Source organism: Plantactinospora solaniradicis (assembly GCF_042658085.1).
Lineage (GTDB): Bacteria > Actinomycetota > Actinomycetes > Mycobacteriales > Micromonosporaceae > Plantactinospora > Plantactinospora solaniradicis.
In genome coordinates this window covers 81,609-100,411 of record NZ_JBHSPR010000042.1, presented here as the reverse complement: position 1 = coordinate 100,411, position 18,803 = coordinate 81,609, and the positions used below count along the sequence as shown (strand labels likewise).

Below are 18,803 nucleotides of genomic sequence, written 5' to 3'. Positions count from 1 at the left end.
TCAGGCTCTCCGGTACCACCGCGAGCTTGCGCAGCAGTGCTTCGTGTCCATCCGTCCTCTCGGGCGGAGAGGCAAGGTGCGAGGAGAGAGTCGATACTGCGGGGACCGGGTCGGTCGCCGAGTCGAGTGAGACGAGGCGGCGGGCGAGACTGCGGACCACGGCGCGTGGGGTGAAGAACTCCACCGGATCCGACTGCGTGGCTGCGGTCGCGAACAGGTGCGCGACCGTCGGGGACTTGCCTGACCCCGCAGCCAGATGAAGCACGGACGTAGCGACATCGGCGCTTCGCCGTGCTGCCGCGACCGCCGGATGGGCGCCGCCGAGAGAGGAACGGACACGATCCCACGCGTCCCACAGCACAACGTGCGCCGGTGGTGGATCGCGTTGCTCCCGATGCCACGGCAGGTCGACGCCGACGCCGACGCCGAAGACGTCAGGCGTGACAGTGACCGCCGGGGCTCGGTTCATGCGTTCCACTGTAGGGGACAAGGTCGCGTCAGCAGCGGCCTTTTCCGGCGTCCCACTGTGGGTCACGGCCTGCGCCACCACACTCCACTCGGTCGCCTCCGCAATGGCAACGTCATCTCCCGGCGGGCGGAAGCCCGACGCCCTCAACCCCTACGTCCTCGCCACCCTCCCCATGATGGCCTGCCCGTCCGTCATCACCGCCGGCGAGGCCGATGGCCAGCGACAAAATCTGAGGCCGCTTGTCACGCGACGCCTCTCCCTGGCCGCGGATCGGGCCTGGGTGATCACCCGACTCCAGCGCCTCCTCACGATGATCAGCCCCGCCCTCACCACCGTGAACAACCTGGAACTGGAAAACGGAGGAGTCATGTGGGCGTCCTGCCCAGTAACGGACACCAACTGGATCTGTTGGGTTGAGCGGACCGGGTCGCAGGGCGGTATTCGCCCCGGCGGTACCGGCGTGGATCTCACCTCGTCGGTAGGGTCGTCCGTGTGAATGTGGACGACACCGCCGCCCGGCTCGGGGTGCCCGTCGAGGAGGTCGACCGCGTGCACCAGCTCGCCGGTGACCGGCCGTCGGCTCCGCTGCCTGCCAAGGCCGACGCGCCCGCGATCCTCGACCGGCTCGCGGTGCGGCCGGACGACGCCGCCGAGATCATGGCGGGCTGGCCCGACCCCGGCTCCCCGCTGTGGACTCCGGAACTGCGCTGGCTGCTCGACCGCTCGATCGCCCTGGTCCGCGCCGATCTCGGCGGGCATGGCTGGCTGCCGCCCGGTCCGGAGCTGCCGCGCGACCGGGGCCCCGCCTGGCGACATCTGTACGTGTACGCGTACCTGGCCCTGGTCGACGTCGTCAGGGGGTACCACCGCGACCACGGCGTCGCCGAGGCCGTGTCGTGGGTGAGCCTCGCGGACCTGGGCCGCAACCTCGCGGTCGACCGGCGGATGCAGCGCGAGGGATGGCCGGTCATGCAAAGCTGGCTGACGCTGCACGCGCGTGGCGCCATCTACGAGCTGGGCCGGCTTCAGTACCACCGTGGCGGCGCCGTCATCGACCTGCACATCCCGGAGTCGGGGCCGATGAGCCCGGAGGCGGTCGGGGCGTCGCTCGACGAGGCCCGCGAGTTCTTCCCGCGCCACTTCCCCGACGAGCGCTACTCGGCGTTCGCCTGCGGCTCGTGGCTGCTCGACCCGCAGCTGCTGGAGTACCTGCCTGAGGACTCGAACATCGTCCGGTTCCAGCGGAGATTCGAGCTGGAGCCCTACGAGGAGCCGGAAGGGCTGGACGCCGACGTCGAGGTGCTGCGGTTCGTGTTCCGCACCCTGACCACGCCGCTCGACCAACTGCCGCGCCGCACCGCGCTCCAGCGCGCGATCGTCGACCACCTGGAGGCCGGCCGCCATTGGCAGATCCGACGCGGCCGCTTCCCGATGTAGCCACACTCCTGGGTTCTGTCCTGCGGATTTCGGCGGTCGGAGACAGCGTGTGGCCCGGGTCAGGACGGTCTGCGTCGCCGGCGGGGGAAGCCCTGTACGGCGATCTTCAGGTTCAACTTCAACGGTTCAGGGTGGTCGGCGTGCCCTCGGTGGCCGCCCAGGCGGTCAGCCGAAGGTCGGCCAGGGTGGTGAAGACGGCGTCCACGTCGAGGGTGACGCCGGGCAGCGACGGCACGCCGATCACGTACATGCCGGCGGCCCTGGCCGAGGCGACGCCGGTGGCCGAGTCCTCGAAGGCGACGCTGCGGGCCGGGTCGGCGCCGAGCAGGGCGCACGCAGCCCGGTACATGTCCGGGGCTGGCTTCGGGTGCGCCACGTCGTCGGCCGAGATGACGTGCGTTAGGAGGTTGTCGAGGCCGGCCGAGGTGAGGGCCGCGTCGACGAAGGGGCGCGGGCTGTTGCTGGCTACTGCGATCGGCAGCCGGCCGTGTAGGCCCAGTACCAGTTCTCGTGCGCCGGGCAGCGCGTCGGCACCCGCAGCCAGTTCGGCTGCCACGAGTTCGTGCAGGTGTTGTGCCAGCAGCGGGCCGTCGCCGGGTCGGCCGAAGTAGTCGGCCATCGCCGTCCCGGCCGCTGCCAGGGTCTTGCCGATGACAAACTTTTTCTGTTCCGGGCCGAAGCCGTGCCCGTGCTCGGCGAAGATCTTCGTCTCGGCTCGGGTCCAGCAGGGCTCGGTGTCGACGAGCAGCCCGTCGCAGTCGAAGACCACGGCATCGACGGTCAGCGGTAGCGGCATGTTGACGATCTTGCCAGGGTGGCGCAACCACTCCGGTTCAGAACGGCCCGTCCTTCGGCGGCCAGGTGGGGACGACGCCTCGTCCGGACGGACAGCGGATGTTCTTGGAGCGGACGAATTTGGCGGGGCGGTGCCGTGGCCGGGTGGTCGGGAGGTGGTCGTCGAGGGCGTATGCCGCAGTGCCCGTCGTTACCGGCCAAGCAGTATGGCGAGATCTTGTGGGGTATTCATGCTGAGCCGAGGGTTGCGGCCGGGCCGCTGGAGCGTGTCGAGCCGGATGTGCCGTTCGTCTTCGATATCAGCCGCCAGCCACCACCCGCAGTCCCGGAAACCGGGCCTCCCGTTCGTCCACGAGGTCCTGACCGACCCGCAGCCGGACGAGCCGGTCCCCGAGGCAACCGACCAAACTCTGGCGGCTTCCGGACGGGGATGTGAGACTCCGCCGGATGGAGATTGAGAAAGCCATCCGGCTGATGGGGCTGGCGGACGGGTTCAAGGATCCGCATTGGAACAGAGCGGTCAAGGTGACCGACAACGTTGTCCAGCGGGCGGAGCCGGAGTGGCTGACGGAGTTGCTGGCCGCCCTGCTCCAGGTGACCGCGCCGACCTACCCCATGTGTTACGGCTTCGAGGTCGCGCTACAGCGGCTGGCTTACGCGCCCGGCGACGCGGATCGCACCGCGCGGGTGCGTATCTTCGCTGCCGAAGGTCAGGCCTGGGGCAGGGTCCGTTACGAGTTCGCCGAAGTCGCCGCATGGCTGGCGATCGGACAACCGGCAGAGCATCTCCTGCGGGTCTTCGACACCGCGGATGTCACCGACGAACTGGCAGCATGCCTGCTTCAGGAGGTCGCGCTGCGTTACGACGCGACAGCGGCGGCCGGATTCGCCGGAAGGCTGCGGGCAACCGGGCATCCCCTCGGCAGGCTGCCGCTGCGCCGTACCGCGGCCGAACACCAGATCGTCCTGCGCTGCCACTCTGACCCGCCGAAGCCGGACTGGCACCCGCCAGGCGACGGCGCCGCTCCGGCCCCGGGGCCGGACGAGATCGACGCGACGGCGACAGAGATCCACTGGTCCGATGCCCACCGGGCGTTGAGTGCCCATCGGAGTTGGGTCTCGGACACCGGCGACACCACGGAGACCAGGCTTTTCCTGCTGGGCCGCCCGCTTTCCGCCGGCGACTTCGGTGCCTCGCTGCTGCGCGCCCTCGGTCCGCGCAGCATCGGTGACGCGATGACGAGGACGTGTCGGGTGACGACCGCCGACGTCCTACAGACGCTTTTCTACGCGGCCGCCGGCGGGAGCGCGTACGGCCGCCGCAGGTACGGGGCGTACGGGCGCCGCGCGTCCTGGCAGTCACTCGCCGCCCTCGTGGGCGTACCCGACGACGACACCTCGACGATCGAAGCCGCCGCCGGCCGGTGTGACTGGCTCCTCTACACCTCGAACTGGCATCTTCAGGTGGATCCCTCGATGGACGCCGGCATCGCCGTCCTCCGTCCCGATCACCGGACGGTCGCGATCCTCGCGGCCACCGACTCGGACTGAGCTGACCGCAAAGCGCTCGTGCTTCGAAGGACGGCGGGACTCCGTCCAAATCCAGGAAGGTTTCTCGTCGTCGAAGTCGGCTGCCCGTTCCCGGAACGGGTGGCCATCGGCCGTGCGCGTCCTCGATGGCGCAGATCCTCCCGTCACAAGGTCCAGATGAGGCGAGGGTCGGCGATCGGATGCTTGATTGTGCCAACGGTATGGCACTTTTGTCCCAGCCCCCGAGCCCAGGTTGCGTAGCGCACTTCGATCTTGCAGCAAACCTCGTGGATAGTGATCTTGACGATCCTCGGTGCAACAGCGCCGATCACTCGTTTGGCCGAATCCGTCGCTGATCGACGACGCCCTGGACTAAAATCGATCTCGCCAGGGTGCGTTCGCAGGGAGCAGGCAGCATGGCCACGATTCGCCTTCATCAGACGACCACGGCGACGCCTGAGCAGTTCGTCGCCGCGCTCACCGACTTCGGGCCCGGGCGTTCCGAGGTGTTCGGCCGGAGCGCCGACGGATATCTCAAGGTCCACAGCCGCGGCACCGACCAGGCCGATGTCACCGAAGGCTCCGGTGGCATCTGGGAGCGGCTGCACTACGACTGGTCCGACCCCAGCCGCGTCGTGCTCACGACCACCGACTCCAACACGTGGGGAGGCCGCTCGGGCCACACTTACACGTTCACACGGCGGCCTGACGGGAAGACCGATGTGGACGTGGTCGTGGTGCGCGATGGCAAGACGTTCAAGGGGCGCGCGATCGGCGCCGTGCTCAGCGTGGCCGGCAATCAAGTGCTAGGCAAGGAGTTCGAGAAGACCGTCAAGGCCATCGAGGCCCGCGGTTAGGGCGCGTGTCGAAGTCGGTGCCGGGGCTTGAGTTGGCGTGAGGATCTTCGCGTGTCGGAGGTCGAGATGTAGCGAGGTCTCCGCTAGATGGTCAGCGACCAAGCAGAACCTGAAACCGGAGACCTCGTGGACACCCTGGCGGTGACGAGGCGGTTCGACCTGACCGACGCCCAGTCGGCAACGCTGGAGCCGTTGCTACCGGCGCCGGAGCGGCCGGGTCGACCGTCGTTGTGGAGCAGACGCCAGTTGATCGACGGGATCCGGTGGCGGATTCGCATCGGCGCCCCGTGGCGGGACGTGCCACCGCGGTACGGGTCCTGGCCGGCGGTGTACGCCCTGTTCCGGCCCGGCGGGGTCACCATCGAGCCGGAGGACCACGCGCTGGGACGATCCGGTGGCGGGTTGACCACGAAGCTGCACCTGGCGCCGCTCTCAACGAATGGCTGTGATCGACTTCGTCACAGGCCCTTAGGCGGCACGTCCGGATCCTCGTGCGATGCGCTTCTACCTCTGCCCCGGTGTCGTTTGCGTCGGGGTTGAAACGGCTGCCTCGTACCTGAGCAAGGTATCGACGAATGTCCGTTGTTGCGCCGGGCTCAGCGGCGCGAGGGCGCGTCGCCACGCATGGGCACCCGGAGACAGCCACTGGGTGATGGCGGGACGGCTGTCAGGGCTGATGTCGATGATGCGGCGGCGGCGGTCGGCGTCGTCCTCGCGTCGCACCAGCACACCTTTGCGGCTCAGATCGCTCACGATCAGGCTCACCGTGGTCGGTGCTACGCCTAGCATCCCGGCCATTTCAGAGACGGTCAGCGGACCGTCGAGCAGGAGCAGGGACAGCATCGACAAGTGCCTCGGTGCCAGATCAAGTGACCTTAACTGTTCTGGCGGAGGCAGGCGTTTGACCCTGCCGACCAGCCTTGGCATCACCAGGAGCAACTCCCTGACGGTGTCGTCCGTGGCGTCGGGCCTTGACATCCAACCACCCCCCAAATACCTTTGCTAACAAAGCTAATTTGCGAGCAAACCTGTCACGGAGGATGGTATGCCCCACCTCAACGTTCACGTGCTCGAGAGCGACCTGGCCGGCCGTGAGACCGCCCTGATTCAGAATCTGACCGACGCGGTGGTCGCTGTCTACGGCGAGTGGGCGCGAAGCATCACGGTCGTGCAGTTGATCGGCCTGCCGCCCAACCGAGGGGCATCGGCGGCACGCCAGCACAAGCACCCTCGCCCAGCGTCACGTTCGGCATCAGGGAAGCCGCGTTCAGCCGACCCGACGCCGACGAGATCGTTGCCCGACTCGTTTCCGGGGTCACGGACGCCGTCGTCGACGTCTTCGGGGAACGCGTCCGCGCCGGCCTCACGGTCGAGCTCGTGGGCACTCCGGCCGGGCGCACCGGAATCGGTGGAGTTGTTGTCACGTCATAGCGGGTCAATCAAGCGCCAGAGCAGTACGAGCAGCCAACAGGATTCGATCGGCGCACTCTACTGCCGCGACCCGTGCGACACGCGCAGTGACGGCTGCCGGTGCATCGCAGGTGCCCGGATCTGCCGACATCATGCGTTAGTTGCCTGGAGTGCCGAGGCCGGGTCGACGGTTCCGCCTGAGTTGGTGCCTCCTCCACCGCTGCGGCACCCGGAACCCTGTCCACCGCGACAACCGCGTCGTGGCCGTGGTCGACCTACCGACCGCCGACGACGTTGGTGCTCGTTACCCGGCCGAGCGCTCTGACTCCTCCATGGCGGCGAGCATCGCTGCGGCTTGCTGAAGCTGCCCTTCGTGGAACACCGGAATGCCGTGACGCAGCAGTTCCTCTGCGGCTACTCCCCGTCCGGGTACGGAGCGGCCGGTGAACGAGCCGTCATAGATCACGCTGCTGCCGCAGGTCGGGCTGCCGTCGACAAGGACCGCGAGCGCGACGCCTGCCTCGACCGCCCGATCCAGCGCTCGTCGAGCGGCGAGCCGAAACAGACTGGTGACGTCTGCGCCGTTGACTTCTTCAACCCGCGCGATACCTGCGAGAACGTCTCCCGCGGTCCCGCCGACTATCTCGGCTGGCGGCCGAGGGACGGGAAACCCCACCGCGACCTCCGGACAGAACCGCACAAGGCGCCCTTCGGTCGACCAACGATCCCAAATCAGCGAGCTCAGAGGTACATATGTCGCGTTGTAACGCAGTGCCCGCCCCTGTAGGCATCCGCTGACGAGTACCTTCCGCACGGGGCCGAACGGTATCACTGGGCCGACAAGACCTCCTGACAAGCTGGCTCAGGGCTGGCTCCGCGCACCGCCTACCGAGCGTCACGGTACGCGGTGGAGCGGCGACGCACGGCGCGCGGTCTTGTCGAAAGCAGTGGGCGTCTATGCTCTTGAGGGTCCCGGCGATCGGAGCGCTGTTCAGGATGACAGGTGACCGCATCAAAGCTGTTGCCAAGCTCTGGGCGGCGCACATGGAAGCCGCGTTTCCGGCCGGTTTGAGAGGCGTCGACATTGCGGGGATCGAAATGGTCATGTTCGACTCCGATGCCGCCGGCTGCCTCAGCACTTGGCTGAACAATGGCGGGAAGTTCGATGATTGGCGGTGGGATGTCCTTGCGGAATGCGAGCAGGACCTGACCCGGGTGATACCGCAATTGGCCGGCTACGAGGCGAGCTATTACCAACGGCTGTTGGACATGACCGTACCTGTCTTGGATCTGCCGGACGCCCTCGCACCTGGCACCCCCTCCGACTGAACAACGCCCTGGTCTGCCGCGACTCGCGCAGCGCCCAACGGCGCGACTCTGTCAGCGCGCGTACGACGAGTCGGGCAGGAGCAGCTGAAAGGCCGGCCCCGGGCGGGACGGCTGCCAGCCGGCAGCCAGGGCCTGGCGGACGCCCACAGCCACCGTGCCGGGCAACACCGGGTGGCTCGGTAACCCGATCCAGTTGCCGGGATGAGCGCAGGACAGCGATGCCACCATCAGGGCACCTGGCTGCTCCGCACGCTCGACGACGAAGGTCAGCGGTGACCAGCCGTTGAGCTGATGAAGCTGAGGAGAAGTCCGGCTGTACGCGGAGGATCTTCGAGCATGGGTGAGTGGCCGACACCCGGCACCAACTCGACTTTCGCACCTGTGATGGAGCGGTACAACGCCGCCGACGAGGGTCGCCACCTCTGGTCGAGCTCGCCGAAGACGACCAGCAGTGGTTTGCCGAGGCTCGTGAGCCGATCCGGAAGTGGTCGCTGGGTCAGATAACCGTCGGACGCCCGCGATGTTGCCGTGAGCGCGTGGTAGGTCATGCTGCGCGTGTCGTCGACGAGCTGCCGCGGGACGTGGAAGCCTGGCGCGAAGGCGGAGCTCAAGCCCCGGCGCAGCATCCCATCGGTCCGAAGTCGCCACAGTAGTTGACCCAGCACAGGGACGAAGACGAGCTTGCCCACCGGCCCGTCCGAGATGAAGGCGTCCAGGCGAGGACCGGTGTTGATGAGCGCGAGCGCGGTCACCAGGTCGCCTCGTTGCTCGGCGAGCGCGGTGGCGACGTAGCCGCCGGTGGAGTGGCCGATCACCGTGGCGTGTTCGACGCCGAGCTGGTCCAGTGCCTGCCCGACGCGGCGTCCTTGCTGTGGGATCGCATAGCCGCCGCCGGCCGGTTTGGCGGACCGGCCATGTCCGAGCAGATCGATTCGGATGACACGAAAGGAGGTTGCCAGCGTCGGGACTATCGGACTCCACCACTCGGTCGAGGCGCCGAGCCCGTGGATCAGCACGAGTGCGGGGGCGTCGCGGGGTCCGTCCTGGCTGACGTGGATCTCGCCGCCGTCGAGATGCAGGGTCGAGTCTCCGGTGGCAGGGGCGGCCTGCCAGCTCACCATTGCCGCGTTCGCCAGGAGCAATCCGACGACCGTGAGCAGGGTTGTCGAGGCGATGATGCGGCGCCGCCGGCGGGTGCGACTCCCACGCGGCTGCTGGTCGGGCGAGCGCGGGTCAGCCTCGTCGAGCTGGTTGCCGGGGGCTGGCGATGTCGTCATGAGCTCACTGTCGTTGCCCTGCGGCACCGCTGGCTTGAACAAATGTTCCGGTCGACCGGCGCGGGTAGCATCCGATGATGCGTTCCACCGTTCGCGGACGTGGCGATGCGACCCTCTGGGAGGTCACCCGCCCCGCGCGGCCCAGCCGGGTGGCCGGTGTCAGTATGGCCGGATTTCGTGATCGCGGCGTGACCGCGGTCGGCCAGCGGGTGATCCCACACCCGGCGGTGACGCTGGCCCTGGAGTTCGGCTCCGGCCCGCTCATCGTGGACGATGCCGCAGGGCGGCAACAAAGGGGGAGTCTCGTCGCCGGGCTCGGATCCGGATCCGACGCGCTCTGGGTGCGCGGCGAGAATTTCGAGGCCGTGCAGGTACGCCTGTCCCCGGTCATCGCTCGCGCGATTCTAGGCGTGTCGCCGAGCGACCTGAGCGGTGCCGTAGTGACCCTGGACGACGTCTGGGGCCGACAGGCGTCGTACGTGCGTGAGCAACTGTGCAACGCCTCGTCGTGGGAGGACCGGTTCGCGTTGGTCGACGCGTTGCTCGCCGACCAGTGGCAGGCTGGCTCGCGTACCGCAGGATCAGCCGTGGATCCGGAGGTGGCCTGGGCCTGGAAGCGGATCCTCGTCAGTCGTGGCCAAGCTCGGGTCGACAGGCTGGCGGCCGAGGTCGGCTGGAGTCGTAAGCGTATGTGGTACCGGTTTCACTCGCAGATCGGCGCGGCGCCCAAACGCGTCGCGAAGCTGGTCCGCTTCGACCACGCCATCCACCGCCTGGTCGCGGGTGAACACGCAGCCCGAGTCGCCGCCGACAGCGGCTACTCCGACCAGTCCCACCTACATCGCGACGTCGTGGCGTTCACCGGATCGACCCCGGCGACGGCAATCGGTCAACCATGGCTGTCGGTTGACGGCATCGCCTGGCCCGATCGCGATGCATGCCAGCGAGCAGCCGCTCGCACTCCCGGGCGGCTACGGTAACGCCCCGGCACCGCCCACCCATCTGGCGCCGAGAAAGCCTCCGCACCACCGAACGCCATGGTCAGGTGCGCACTCATTCCGCGTGGCGTGCGCTCGCAGTCGGAGGCCCCGAAGGCGACGGGTCAGGCTTCGTCCCAGCGCCCGGCGTCGGCTCCCCACCCGGACGGCGCTGCCTGACGTACGTCGTCTCGGCTCACCACCTGCAGGTCGGCCGCTCGGACCTTCACGACCGGGACATCGAATGCGAACTCCACGTTCGACCCGTCCGCGAACGAGACCGTCACGTGAGTGCCGGGACCTGCTGGATGGTTGTCCATCCATTGCACGTGGACGACCTCAGCCGTCAGGGATCCGTCCGGACGCACCAACACGAATCCCTCGAGATCGCCCTGGACGACATCCGGATGGAGCCGTCCACGCTGCTCCGCAAGCTGCTGCTCTCGCCAGCGCCGTCGTGCGTCGGTGTTCGCCACGGAGTGCATTCTTCAACGGGCCGCGCAGCCGCAAAACCCACGGCGTGCGGCTGGCGGGGACAAGCCGATCGGTGCGTCGGGCGCAGGCGTCGGCTGGTCGTGGCGACATTCGCTGACGGCGATCGGGTAACGGGCAGCCGTCGGTGTCGTACGGGCCGGCGCCGGAGTGTCCGGCATGGTGCGGCTGCCACGGGACGAACTCGTCGCGGCCCAGGTCGCGATCCTCGCTGACCGTCGACCGGCCGGAGGCCACCGCCGGCACCGTCTCGAAGATCAGTTCGCCGATCGCGTCGATCGTCGTGCGCCCCTCCGCGATGCCGCCAATCTCAAGATCCATGTCGTCTCGCAAGCGCTCGAACATGGCCGTGTTGGTGGCGGTCTTGATCGACGACACGGGTTTGGTGCCCAGCACAGTGCTGCGGCTGGTGGTGAAGCAGACGACGGTCGCGCCATCGGCGACCAGGCCGGTCACCGAGAGGGGGGCGAATCCGGGCGTGTCCATGAAGGTGAGACCCGTCGTGGTCACGCGCTCGGCGCACTCGTAGACCGTTGTGCGCAGGCCGCGACGTGGCCGCGGGTATCGAGGTTGATGAGGCGCGGCGCCGGGAACGTATGCGTAACCGCCGAGATGTGCACGCCAGACCCACTAGCGTCGCCACGGACGGTGACGGACACGCTCAGCCTTTTTGATCGACGATGTGAAGCACAGGTGACCAAAATAGTGCAACCGCTTGCACCGTTGTCAACGGCACCGGTGGCCACGAGTTCACAAAACGAGCGATTCGGGAGCCCTTTTTCTAGATTAATTCGGACAGACGCGTACAGTCGATCTACCCGGGATCTGCAAACGTTTGTTGGTGACCCGGGCCGGCGAGCTACCGATGGCCGGACCCCCGAGTTGCCCGCCGCGATGGTGTACGTGATGCCGGCGCTGATCGAACGACGGACGGCGGCGTTCAGCGCCGAACTCGCCCCGCCGCCCGGGCTGAGGTTGGCCACCGCCGGTCGGACCGGGTTCGCGGTGATCCAGTCGATGCCGGTGATGACTCCGGCGGTGGTACCGGAGCCACTCTTGAGTTTACGAGCTGCACAGGGTCGCGCCGGAAGCGCCGGCGTACCGAACATCGGGGCGCCGGAGGCGTCCGGGGCCCCGAAAAATCCACTGCGCCGTATCAGCGGATGTCAGCGACTCAGTTCTGATTCACCGGCCACGCCGCCGCTGGGTCGCAGCGATTCGGGCAAGCGAACAGGTAGATCTCGTTGCCCAGGAGTAGGCCGTACTCGTCCGTGCTGAAAGCACCATCCTGCTCCGGTACCTCGGGCCGTTTCGGGAAGCCGAAGTTCTCCGGGATCTGGACGAGAAACTCCAAGTCGACGCCGCAGGCACAGGTGTGGTACATAGCATCCTGGATCCACGTGGGCTTCCCGCCGACCCGGAACGCCCACTTGTCGTCCGGACCGGCGTCGCGAAGCACCAACCGGGGCGGTTGCAGGAACTCGTCTGCCGACTCGGCGACGATACCGCCGCGATGCCGCAGGATCCGCCAGTGCACCATCTCGTTGCCGTACGGCGGCGGCGTCTCCCAGTACCGTTCCGGGAGCTGTGCTCGGCCGAAGCAGGCCTCGTTGTGCACTGGACACTGGAAGACCAGCAGATGCTCGCCTCCGAAGCCAGCGATGTCGTCCGGGACGTCAATCTGAAAGAAGAGCACCATCCGCTCGCCGCAGGCACAGCCCGGCCAAGACTGGCCCGGTTCCAGAATCGGCCAGCCGCCCACGGTGTTCCGGTCCCCCGCGATGGCCGGCTCCGAGGTCATCTGGATTACATGCATCGGCGACGATATCACGGCCCTTTGATGCGGAGCGGGGTTGAGGTGTCTGCGGTGCCCATGCAGGTCGACCTGAACCGATCCCCGGAACACCGGGCCATCGCCGTTGCACCAGTTTTGGCACGGTGCACGTCTCAAAATACAGCAGATAGGCGCTAGTCGTGATTTGTGTGCAGGCCCAGAACGTCGTCGATGACATGGCCAGGAAGCTCGGCGAGCAAGCTGTTGGCGCGCGTCGCGAAAAGGTGGGCCTCGCGTTCCTGGGAAAGGATGAGCGCTCGACGGGCGGCGCGCACGGCGGACTGGACGTCCCCGCCGGCTCGGAGTGCCTTCGCGCGGATGAGGAGAACCAGGCCCTCCGCATACCGTTCGCCGTACGTGTCGATGAACGTCTCGGCCTTGTCCAATGCGGTTGTGGCGGCGGAGGGATCGTCGGCGCAGAGCTGAATCTCGGCAAGAAGTGCGTACCAGGTGGCCAGGTTCGATCGAGGTGGGTCGACCAGTTTCGTCTCGATGATGCGTTCCACTTCCATCGCCGCCGTGACTGGATCACCGCCGGACATGGCCCTCGCCCAGTGCCTCGCGAGCCGCGGGTAGCTGCCGGAGAACGTGAAGGAGAAGTCCGGATCAGCGTTGATCGCCGTCTCGGCGGCCCGCAGCGCCCAGGCGAAGTCTCCCGCAGCGGCTGCTGCGGTGACAACGAATGAACCCCAAATGCTGATGGCATAGGGGTCGTCGCCGGCGTCGGACTCCACCACGTCAAAAAGCCGGCGCGCGGCGATCAGGTCGCCGTGCAGCGCGGTGTTCAGCGCTAGCATGACCGGGGTCATCATCTGCAGGCGGTGTCGCAGCGGCTCGGCGTCTCGCTGGGCACGGATGAGCGCATCGGACTGGCGCAGGTTCCGGTAGGCCTCACCGACGTTGCCAGAGCTCCACTGGTGGACTCCCCACGCGTGGTGACCGGAAGCCTGGACGACGGGGTCCGAGGAGCGCTGACCATGATCCAGCAGGCGGCGCGCGAGGCGCCCGGCAGCCTCGAGCCGGATGCCCTGGGCATGAGCCAGGAACCGGGAGAAGAGGAAGTCGGTAGCCTCCCGTTCGTGGCCGAGAGACCGCGCGACCTCCTCGGCGCGGCCCAGATGATCCATGATCGCTCCGACGAAGCCGGCGTGGATACCCGCGACGGCAGTCAGCTCGGTGAGCGCGGTCAGCTCGAGGTCGAGGAGTCCAGCGCTGCGTGCGATTCGGGCCGCGGCGTCGAGGTGCTTCTCCGCAGTCTCGTAGGCAGATCGCCTTGCGGCAATGCGTGCGGCGACAACGAGTGCTTGCGCCGTCTGCTTCGGTTCGGCGAGCGGGCCGGCCGAGCACAGGTGGTGGGCGAGTGCCTCACCATGACGCTCGGCCAATTCCTGGCTCTGTGCGAGCGCGGCCGCGATGTCCAGGTGGAACTGGCCGGCGTCTGATCGGGTCGTCGAGCGGGCTACTGACTCGCGGACGAGATCGTGCACGAACCGCCAGTCACCCAGGGAGCCAGAGGTCGCTTCGACCAGGCCGAGTGCTTCGAGGGCCTCCAGGCGAGTGAGGCACTGCGACGCGTCGAGGTCGGACGCGCTCGCCAAGAGGCGGACGTCGATGTCGCGGCCCATCAAGGCCGCGATTTCGATGAGGCGACGTTCCCCGTCGTCGAGCCTGCTCGTCCGGTCCCGGACGATGTCGCGCACCGTTGACGGGACGGCGGCTTGGGCCGCCGCCTGGTCAGACAGGTGGTCCTCTTCGGCCAAGAATCTCGCGAGCTCGCGCACGAACAAGGGGTTGCCTTCGGTGCGGGCCTGGATGCTTCGGGCGACCCCGGGACTTGGCGACTGTCCGGTCTCTTGGCGCACCAACTCGGCGACATCGGATGGGTCGAGGGGACCGAGAGCGATGCGCCGGTGGCGTTCTTGTCGCGCGACCGCCGCCAACATGCGCCCCACGTGTTGGCTGGGCGTCGGTGCATGGCCACGCAAGCTGCCCATCAACACGCTCCGGGCCGGGAGCGACTCGGCAAGGTGTGCGAACAGTTGAAGCGAGGCCTGGTCTGCCCAGTGAAGGTCATCCACGACCACCACCAGGGGCTGGCGTGCGGCGGCCGCGCCGAACAGTGCGACGACGTTGCTGTACAAACGGAACTGCGCTCCGGCGTCTGGCCGCGTCCGGACTTCGACACCCCGCGCGGGGCGCTGCAACAGGTCGGCAAGTTCGGCGGTCCAACGCGCCCGGTCGTCCTCCGGCAGAGCCGCAATCAGGGCCTCGACAATCTGGACCCACGGCCACATCGACGGGGTGCCTTCACCGTCCTGGCATCGACCCCAGAAGGCAAGGGCACCGCCTGCGGCGGCCTCGTCGGTGACTTCGCCAAGCAACCGGCTCTTGCCCACTCCTGGTGAACCCTCGACGAGTACGACCTGCCCTCGGGCGGAGATGGCCGAGTCGACGGCATGACGGAGGAGGGCAAGTTCCTCTTGCCGACCCACGAGGTGATCAGGCCGGCTGTCGGCACGTTCTCGCGCTTCGTTCGTGGAGCGCACGCCGGACTTGGAGTTGGGCGCGACTTGTGGGAGAAGGCCGGCGAACCGTGGTGTGGACACGGCCTCGTCCTGTTGAAGAACCTGTCGCTGCGCCTCGCGAAGCGCTAAACCGGGATCGACGCCCAGCTCGTCGACCAGCCTAGTTCGTACCGTGTCAAATACGGACAGGGCCTCCGCCCGTCGTCCCGACGCCGCCAGGGTGGTCATGAGCGTCGCCTGGATGGTCTCGTCGAAGGGCGCGATCCATGCGGCCAGGCGCAGGGGTTGCAGGATGCGTTCAGCGTGACCGCGAGGCACGATGACGCGAGCGGCCTCGACGCAGGCGTCCAGCAGTTCTCGGTTGACCGAGGCGAACAGGGGGCCGGCGGTGACGCTGAGGGCTAGCCCGTCGCCCGCGGACCCTCGCCACCGCGACAGAGCCTCCTCGTACGCATGGACTCCCTCCTCGAGCCGGTCGGCCTCCAGTGCGGCACGGGCAAGGCCGAGGAGCTGACGAAACTCAGTCAGGTCGAGTGCCACCTGGCTGTCGTCGAACTGGTAGCCGCTGCTGCGGCGGTGGAGGTAGGAGCCAGGCGCCCGGGCGGACAGGTTCGGTTCGAGCAGCCGCCGCAATGTCCCAACGTATTTGTGTACGATGTTCAACGCCGACGTCGGCATGCTGTCGTCCCAGACCAGGCTGATGAGCTCGGAAGCGCTGATCGGTCGACCCGCATGCATCAGCAACAGGGCCAGCAGGTAGGTCTGCTGCCGCGATCCGGTGTCGAGCTCGACGCCGTCACGCCACACCCGCAAGGGACCGAGGACCTGGAAGGTCAGCGAAGCGGCGCCACCTCCCGGACGGGCCACGGGTCCGGCAACAGCAGGTACCGCGAGTGTCGGTTCGGTTCCGACGCTCCGTCGGGAGGGGGAGGCGTGCGCCATTGAGCTTTCCTCAGACCGGGTGGGTGGTGAGGAAAGGCTACGCGCTGGCCTCGGCCGTTCAAACGCTGCTGGCCTGCGCATGCCGGAGTCGTAGGCTCGGCGAACGCAGCCGCGAACTGACGCTGCGGGCACCTTCCAATGATCATTGTCATGGCGGATGGGCGGATCGTGGCTGGCCGCGACCGGGCTTGTCCACTCCGCGCGCGTGACGCGCGCGCAGCGCCCCCCACGGCAGGAGCACTCGTCCAGCCGGAACGCCTAGGCCCGGTTGTGATCGACCCGACATCGCGGTTGTTGACCGGCACGCATGCGGAGAACCCGTCGCCACCGTCAGGGAGGCCGGCGAACGGGCGCGAGCGCTGTCCGCCGAACGGGGGGCCCACCTCTTCGCCCGCCGCGCCGAGCACCTGCTGGCCGACTTGACGGCCACTTGACGGTCCGGCGTTCCCGTGGACCAGGCGTTCAGTCCCTGTTCACAACAGGTTTCTAGCGTCGATCTCGACGAGCACCGTCAGGACCGGAGAAAAGAGGGACGCCATGGTGGCTGGACAGACGAAACCGACGATCGTGCTCGTGCACGGTGCGTTCGCCGACAGCAGCGGCTTCGATGCGATCATCCGGAGGCTGCTGGCCGACGGGTACCCGGTGATCGCCGCACCGAACCCACTGCGCGGCGTCGCCTCCGACGCGACCGGAGTGAAGGCGCTGCTGGACAGCATCGAGGGTCCCGTCGTTCTGGTCGGCCACTCCTACGGTGGTGCCGTCATCTCGACCGCCGCCGCCGGGAGCGAGCACGTGCGGGCGCTGGTTTACGTCGCGGCGTTCGTACCGGACACCGGGGAGGCCGTCGGTGAACTGGTCGCCCGGTTCCCGGGCAGTACGGTGAACGAGTCCCTGAAGACCGTGCCGTTGCCCGACGGGCAGGTCGATCTGTACATCGACCCGGCGGTCTACCATCCCCGGTTCGCGGCCGACGTGCCCGCCGGCGACGCCGCGGTGTACGCGATCGCGCAGCGCCCGGCCGCCGCCGCCGCGTTCGGCGAGCCCGCGTCCGGCCCGCAGGCGTGGAACACGATCCCGGCCTACAGCCTGATCAGTGGCGCCGACCTGATCATCCCGCCGCAGGCGCAGGAGTTCATGGCCAAGCGGGCCGGTTCCATCGTGCAGCGGGTGGAAGGCGCTTCGCACCTCGTGTTCGTCTCGCATCCGGACACCACGGTGGCGTTCATCGAGCAGGCGGCCGGAGAAACCGTTCGCTGACTGCGCCGACACCGTCGGCGGGCCGGTCTGGGACAGCTCCTCGGCGAGCTGCTTCAGGCCGGCCCGCACGTATTCAGGGCCGCCGCCCTGGAACGACTCCCGCACCTCGCGGGCCCGCTCGAACCCTGCCGTCCGCCGTCCATGTCGCCCACCGAGACCAGCAGCTCCGACAGACTGGCGACCGCCTCGTCGAACCGCGACTTCCAGCGATTGCAGCAGACGCCACGCCGGCGGCGCCCAACGGGTGTGCACGTACGCGAACGTGGTGAACACGCCGTGCGGCGGTAGCGCGGCAACCACCGCGGACGGCACGTCGCGCCGGAGGCACTCGGCGAACGCTGCCCACGGAAGGCCGCTGACCACGATATCGGCGCGGCCGAGCCCGCGCTGCGCCAGTACCGTGGCGAGGCCGGTCGCCTCCGCATGCACCACGCCCACCGCCGGGTTGCGGGTGGCCCGCCGCTGCGCGAACCGCTGATTGACCTCGTCGGCGCGAGCGCGCCGACCGTCATCGGGTCACGCGCGAACTCGAGGGAAAAACGACACGGCGTCAGTACCGCCGGCTGCCACGGGACGGGGAGGCGACCGCCCAGATGTGGAAGGCCAGCCCGACGCCCCACCCCACGATCGACCACACGGGCCAGAAGTGTTGCTCGGGGGTGAACAGCCACCACACCAGAACCTGGATCGCATTCGCGGCGACATAACCGAGTACGTGGATCCGCAGACCCCATCTGACGGCGGTTCCGCTTTTCGTCGAGTTCATGGCAGCACGCTAGGTCGCCGTACTTGACGGCGAGTGGATCGTCCGTTCAGTGAGCGTCAAGTACTCCGAGCCTACGCTGCCCTCCGATCGACCGCTGACGACACCTGACGAGAGGTCATATCGATGACGGCACGACGAACCCTTCTGACCGGTACCGCCGCCGTGGCGACAGGCGCATTCCTCGGCGCGCCCGCCGCACACGCTCACAAGTCCAAACCCACTGTCGTACTGGTGCACGGCGCGTTCGCCGACGCCTCCGGGTGGAACGACGTGGCCACCCGGCTCATCCGCGATGGGTACCCGGTCATCGCACCGGCGAATCCGCTGCGCGGCGTGTCGGCCGACGCGGCCTATCTGGCGAGCATTCTTGCCACCATCAGCGGGCCGGTGGTTCTCGCCGCGCACTCGTACGGCGGGATCGTCATCACCAACGCGGCGACCGGCAACGCGAACGTCAAGGCCCTGGTCTACGTGGCCGCGTTCGTCCCCGACGCGGGTGAGACGCTACTGGGCCTGCAAACGAAGTACCCGGGAAGCAGGCTGAACGAAGCGGCGCTGGACTTCCGTCCCTACGGTGAAGGGCTCGTCGACGGCTACATCAAGAAGGACGTCTTCCGCGACGTGTTCGCCGCCGACGTGCCGAGGGCGACCACCGCCCTGATGTGGGCCGGGCAGCGGCCCGCCGACGCCCGCACGCTCGGCGAGCCGTCCGGCGCGCCGGCGTGGAAGGCGATCCCCTCCTGGTACCTGGTGGCCCGCAACGATCAGGTGCTCCCGGCCGCGGCGCAGCGGTTCATGGCACAGCGGGCCGGGTCGCAGGTCTGCGAGGCCGGCGCCTCGCACGTCGCGATGATCTCGCAGCCGGCAGCGACGGCCGACCTCATCACACGCGCCGCGCGCTGA

17 protein-coding genes and 1 pseudogene are annotated in these 18,803 nt (G+C 68.1%); 9 read left to right on the top strand and 9 right to left on the bottom strand.

Translation table 11 applies throughout. The features are described from left to right. Positions 1–467: 467 nt before the first annotated feature. A complete protein-coding gene (locus ACFP2T_RS35220; RefSeq protein WP_377429546.1) occupies positions 468–965 on the top strand; it encodes a hypothetical protein in 498 nt (165 codons plus the stop codon). Then, positions 962–1,906 carry an acyltransferase domain-containing protein gene (locus ACFP2T_RS35215; RefSeq protein WP_377429544.1) on the top strand — a complete coding sequence of 315 codons (945 nt, stop codon included), beginning with the start codon at positions 962–964 and terminating at the stop codon, positions 1,904–1,906. Before ACFP2T_RS35220 ends, ACFP2T_RS35215 begins: the two co-directional genes overlap by 4 nt. Before the next feature lie 118 nt (positions 1,907–2,024). Here the strand turns inward: ACFP2T_RS35215 and ACFP2T_RS35210 are convergent, their stop codons facing one another. Then, positions 2,025–2,702 (bottom strand): HAD family hydrolase, encoded by a 678-nt coding sequence (locus ACFP2T_RS35210; protein ID WP_377429542.1) that lies wholly within the window; start codon positions 2,700–2,702, stop codon positions 2,025–2,027. A gap of 446 nt (positions 2,703–3,148) precedes the next feature. On the opposite strand from ACFP2T_RS35210, the gene ACFP2T_RS35205 reads away from it, so the two are divergent. The 3 genes and pseudogenes from ACFP2T_RS35205 to ACFP2T_RS35195 form a co-directional block, all read left to right on the top strand. Further along, positions 3,149–4,252, top strand: coding sequence for a DUF6183 family protein (locus tag ACFP2T_RS35205; RefSeq protein ID WP_377429540.1), 1,104 nt, complete (start codon positions 3,149–3,151; stop codon positions 4,250–4,252). A 395-nt stretch (positions 4,253–4,647) separates the two neighbouring features. After that, positions 4,648–5,088 carry a hypothetical protein gene (locus ACFP2T_RS35200; protein ID WP_377429538.1) on the top strand — a complete coding sequence of 147 codons (441 nt, stop codon included), beginning with the start codon at positions 4,648–4,650 and terminating at the stop codon, positions 5,086–5,088. A gap of 126 nt (positions 5,089–5,214) precedes the next feature. Beyond that, positions 5,215–5,514, top strand: a pseudogene (locus ACFP2T_RS35195) (transposase); the annotation flags it as partial. A 78-nt stretch (positions 5,515–5,592) separates the two neighbouring features. Here the strand turns inward: ACFP2T_RS35195 and ACFP2T_RS35190 are convergent. Together ACFP2T_RS35190 and ACFP2T_RS35185 are read right to left on the bottom strand one after the other, a co-directional pair. Further along, positions 5,593–6,066, bottom strand: a complete 474-nt coding sequence (locus ACFP2T_RS35190; RefSeq protein ID WP_377429536.1) for a helix-turn-helix domain-containing protein — start codon at positions 6,064–6,066, stop codon at positions 5,593–5,595. Positions 6,067–6,802: 736 nt separating this feature from the next. Continuing rightward, positions 6,803–7,312 carry a 2-thiouracil desulfurase family protein gene (locus ACFP2T_RS35185; RefSeq protein WP_377429534.1) on the bottom strand — a complete coding sequence of 170 codons (510 nt, stop codon included), beginning with the start codon at positions 7,310–7,312 and terminating at the stop codon, positions 6,803–6,805. A 182-nt stretch (positions 7,313–7,494) separates the two neighbouring features. On the opposite strand from ACFP2T_RS35185, the gene ACFP2T_RS35180 reads away from it, so the two are divergent. Further along, positions 7,495–7,827: a hypothetical protein gene (locus tag ACFP2T_RS35180; protein WP_377429532.1), complete on the top strand. Its 333-nt coding sequence runs from the start codon at positions 7,495–7,497 to the stop codon at positions 7,825–7,827. A gap of 51 nt (positions 7,828–7,878) precedes the next feature. On the opposite strand, the gene ACFP2T_RS35175 is transcribed toward ACFP2T_RS35180, so the two are convergent. Both ACFP2T_RS35175 and ACFP2T_RS35170 read right to left on the bottom strand, forming a co-directional pair. Beyond that, the gene (locus tag ACFP2T_RS35175) at positions 7,879–8,055 is read right to left on the bottom strand and encodes a hypothetical protein (protein ID WP_377429530.1); all 177 of its coding nucleotides are present in this window, start codon (positions 8,053–8,055) and stop codon (positions 7,879–7,881) included. A gap of 38 nt (positions 8,056–8,093) precedes the next feature. Beyond that, positions 8,094–9,104 (bottom strand): alpha/beta fold hydrolase, encoded by a 1,011-nt coding sequence (locus ACFP2T_RS35170; protein WP_377429528.1) that lies wholly within the window; start codon positions 9,102–9,104, stop codon positions 8,094–8,096. 77 nt (positions 9,105–9,181) lie between these two features. On the opposite strand from ACFP2T_RS35170, the gene ACFP2T_RS35165 reads away from it, so the two are divergent. Then, positions 9,182–10,084, top strand: a complete 903-nt coding sequence (locus ACFP2T_RS35165; RefSeq protein WP_377429526.1) for a helix-turn-helix domain-containing protein — start codon at positions 9,182–9,184, stop codon at positions 10,082–10,084. 336 nt (positions 10,085–10,420) lie between these two features. Here ACFP2T_RS35165 and ACFP2T_RS35160 read toward each other — a convergent pair whose 3' ends face one another. The 3 genes from ACFP2T_RS35160 to ACFP2T_RS35150 form a co-directional block, all read right to left on the bottom strand. Next, positions 10,421–11,116, bottom strand: a complete 696-nt coding sequence (locus ACFP2T_RS35160; protein ID WP_377429603.1) for a hypothetical protein — start codon at positions 11,114–11,116, stop codon at positions 10,421–10,423. Positions 11,117–11,747: 631 nt separating this feature from the next. Then, on the bottom strand, positions 11,748–12,389 hold the full coding sequence (locus tag ACFP2T_RS35155) for a hypothetical protein (RefSeq protein ID WP_377429525.1): 642 nt from the start codon (positions 12,387–12,389) through the stop codon (positions 11,748–11,750). Between the two features lie 152 nt (positions 12,390–12,541). Further along, positions 12,542–15,874 carry an AAA family ATPase gene (locus ACFP2T_RS35150; RefSeq protein WP_377429523.1) on the bottom strand — a complete coding sequence of 1,111 codons (3,333 nt, stop codon included), beginning with the start codon at positions 15,872–15,874 and terminating at the stop codon, positions 12,542–12,544. Positions 15,875–16,411: 537 nt separating this feature from the next. On the opposite strand from ACFP2T_RS35150, the gene ACFP2T_RS35145 reads away from it, so the two are divergent. Then, positions 16,412–17,134 (top strand): alpha/beta fold hydrolase, encoded by a 723-nt coding sequence (locus ACFP2T_RS35145; RefSeq protein ID WP_377429522.1) that lies wholly within the window; start codon positions 16,412–16,414, stop codon positions 17,132–17,134. Positions 17,135–17,684: 550 nt separating this feature from the next. Here the strand turns inward: ACFP2T_RS35145 and ACFP2T_RS35140 are convergent. Next, the gene (locus ACFP2T_RS35140) at positions 17,685–17,900 is read right to left on the bottom strand and encodes a 2TM domain-containing protein (RefSeq protein ID WP_377429521.1); all 216 of its coding nucleotides are present in this window, start codon (positions 17,898–17,900) and stop codon (positions 17,685–17,687) included. A gap of 123 nt (positions 17,901–18,023) precedes the next feature. Here ACFP2T_RS35140 and ACFP2T_RS35135 point away from each other — a divergent pair, with 123 nt between their 5' ends. Next, positions 18,024–18,803 carry an alpha/beta fold hydrolase gene (locus ACFP2T_RS35135; protein ID WP_377429519.1) on the top strand — a complete coding sequence of 260 codons (780 nt, stop codon included), beginning with the start codon at positions 18,024–18,026 and terminating at the stop codon, positions 18,801–18,803.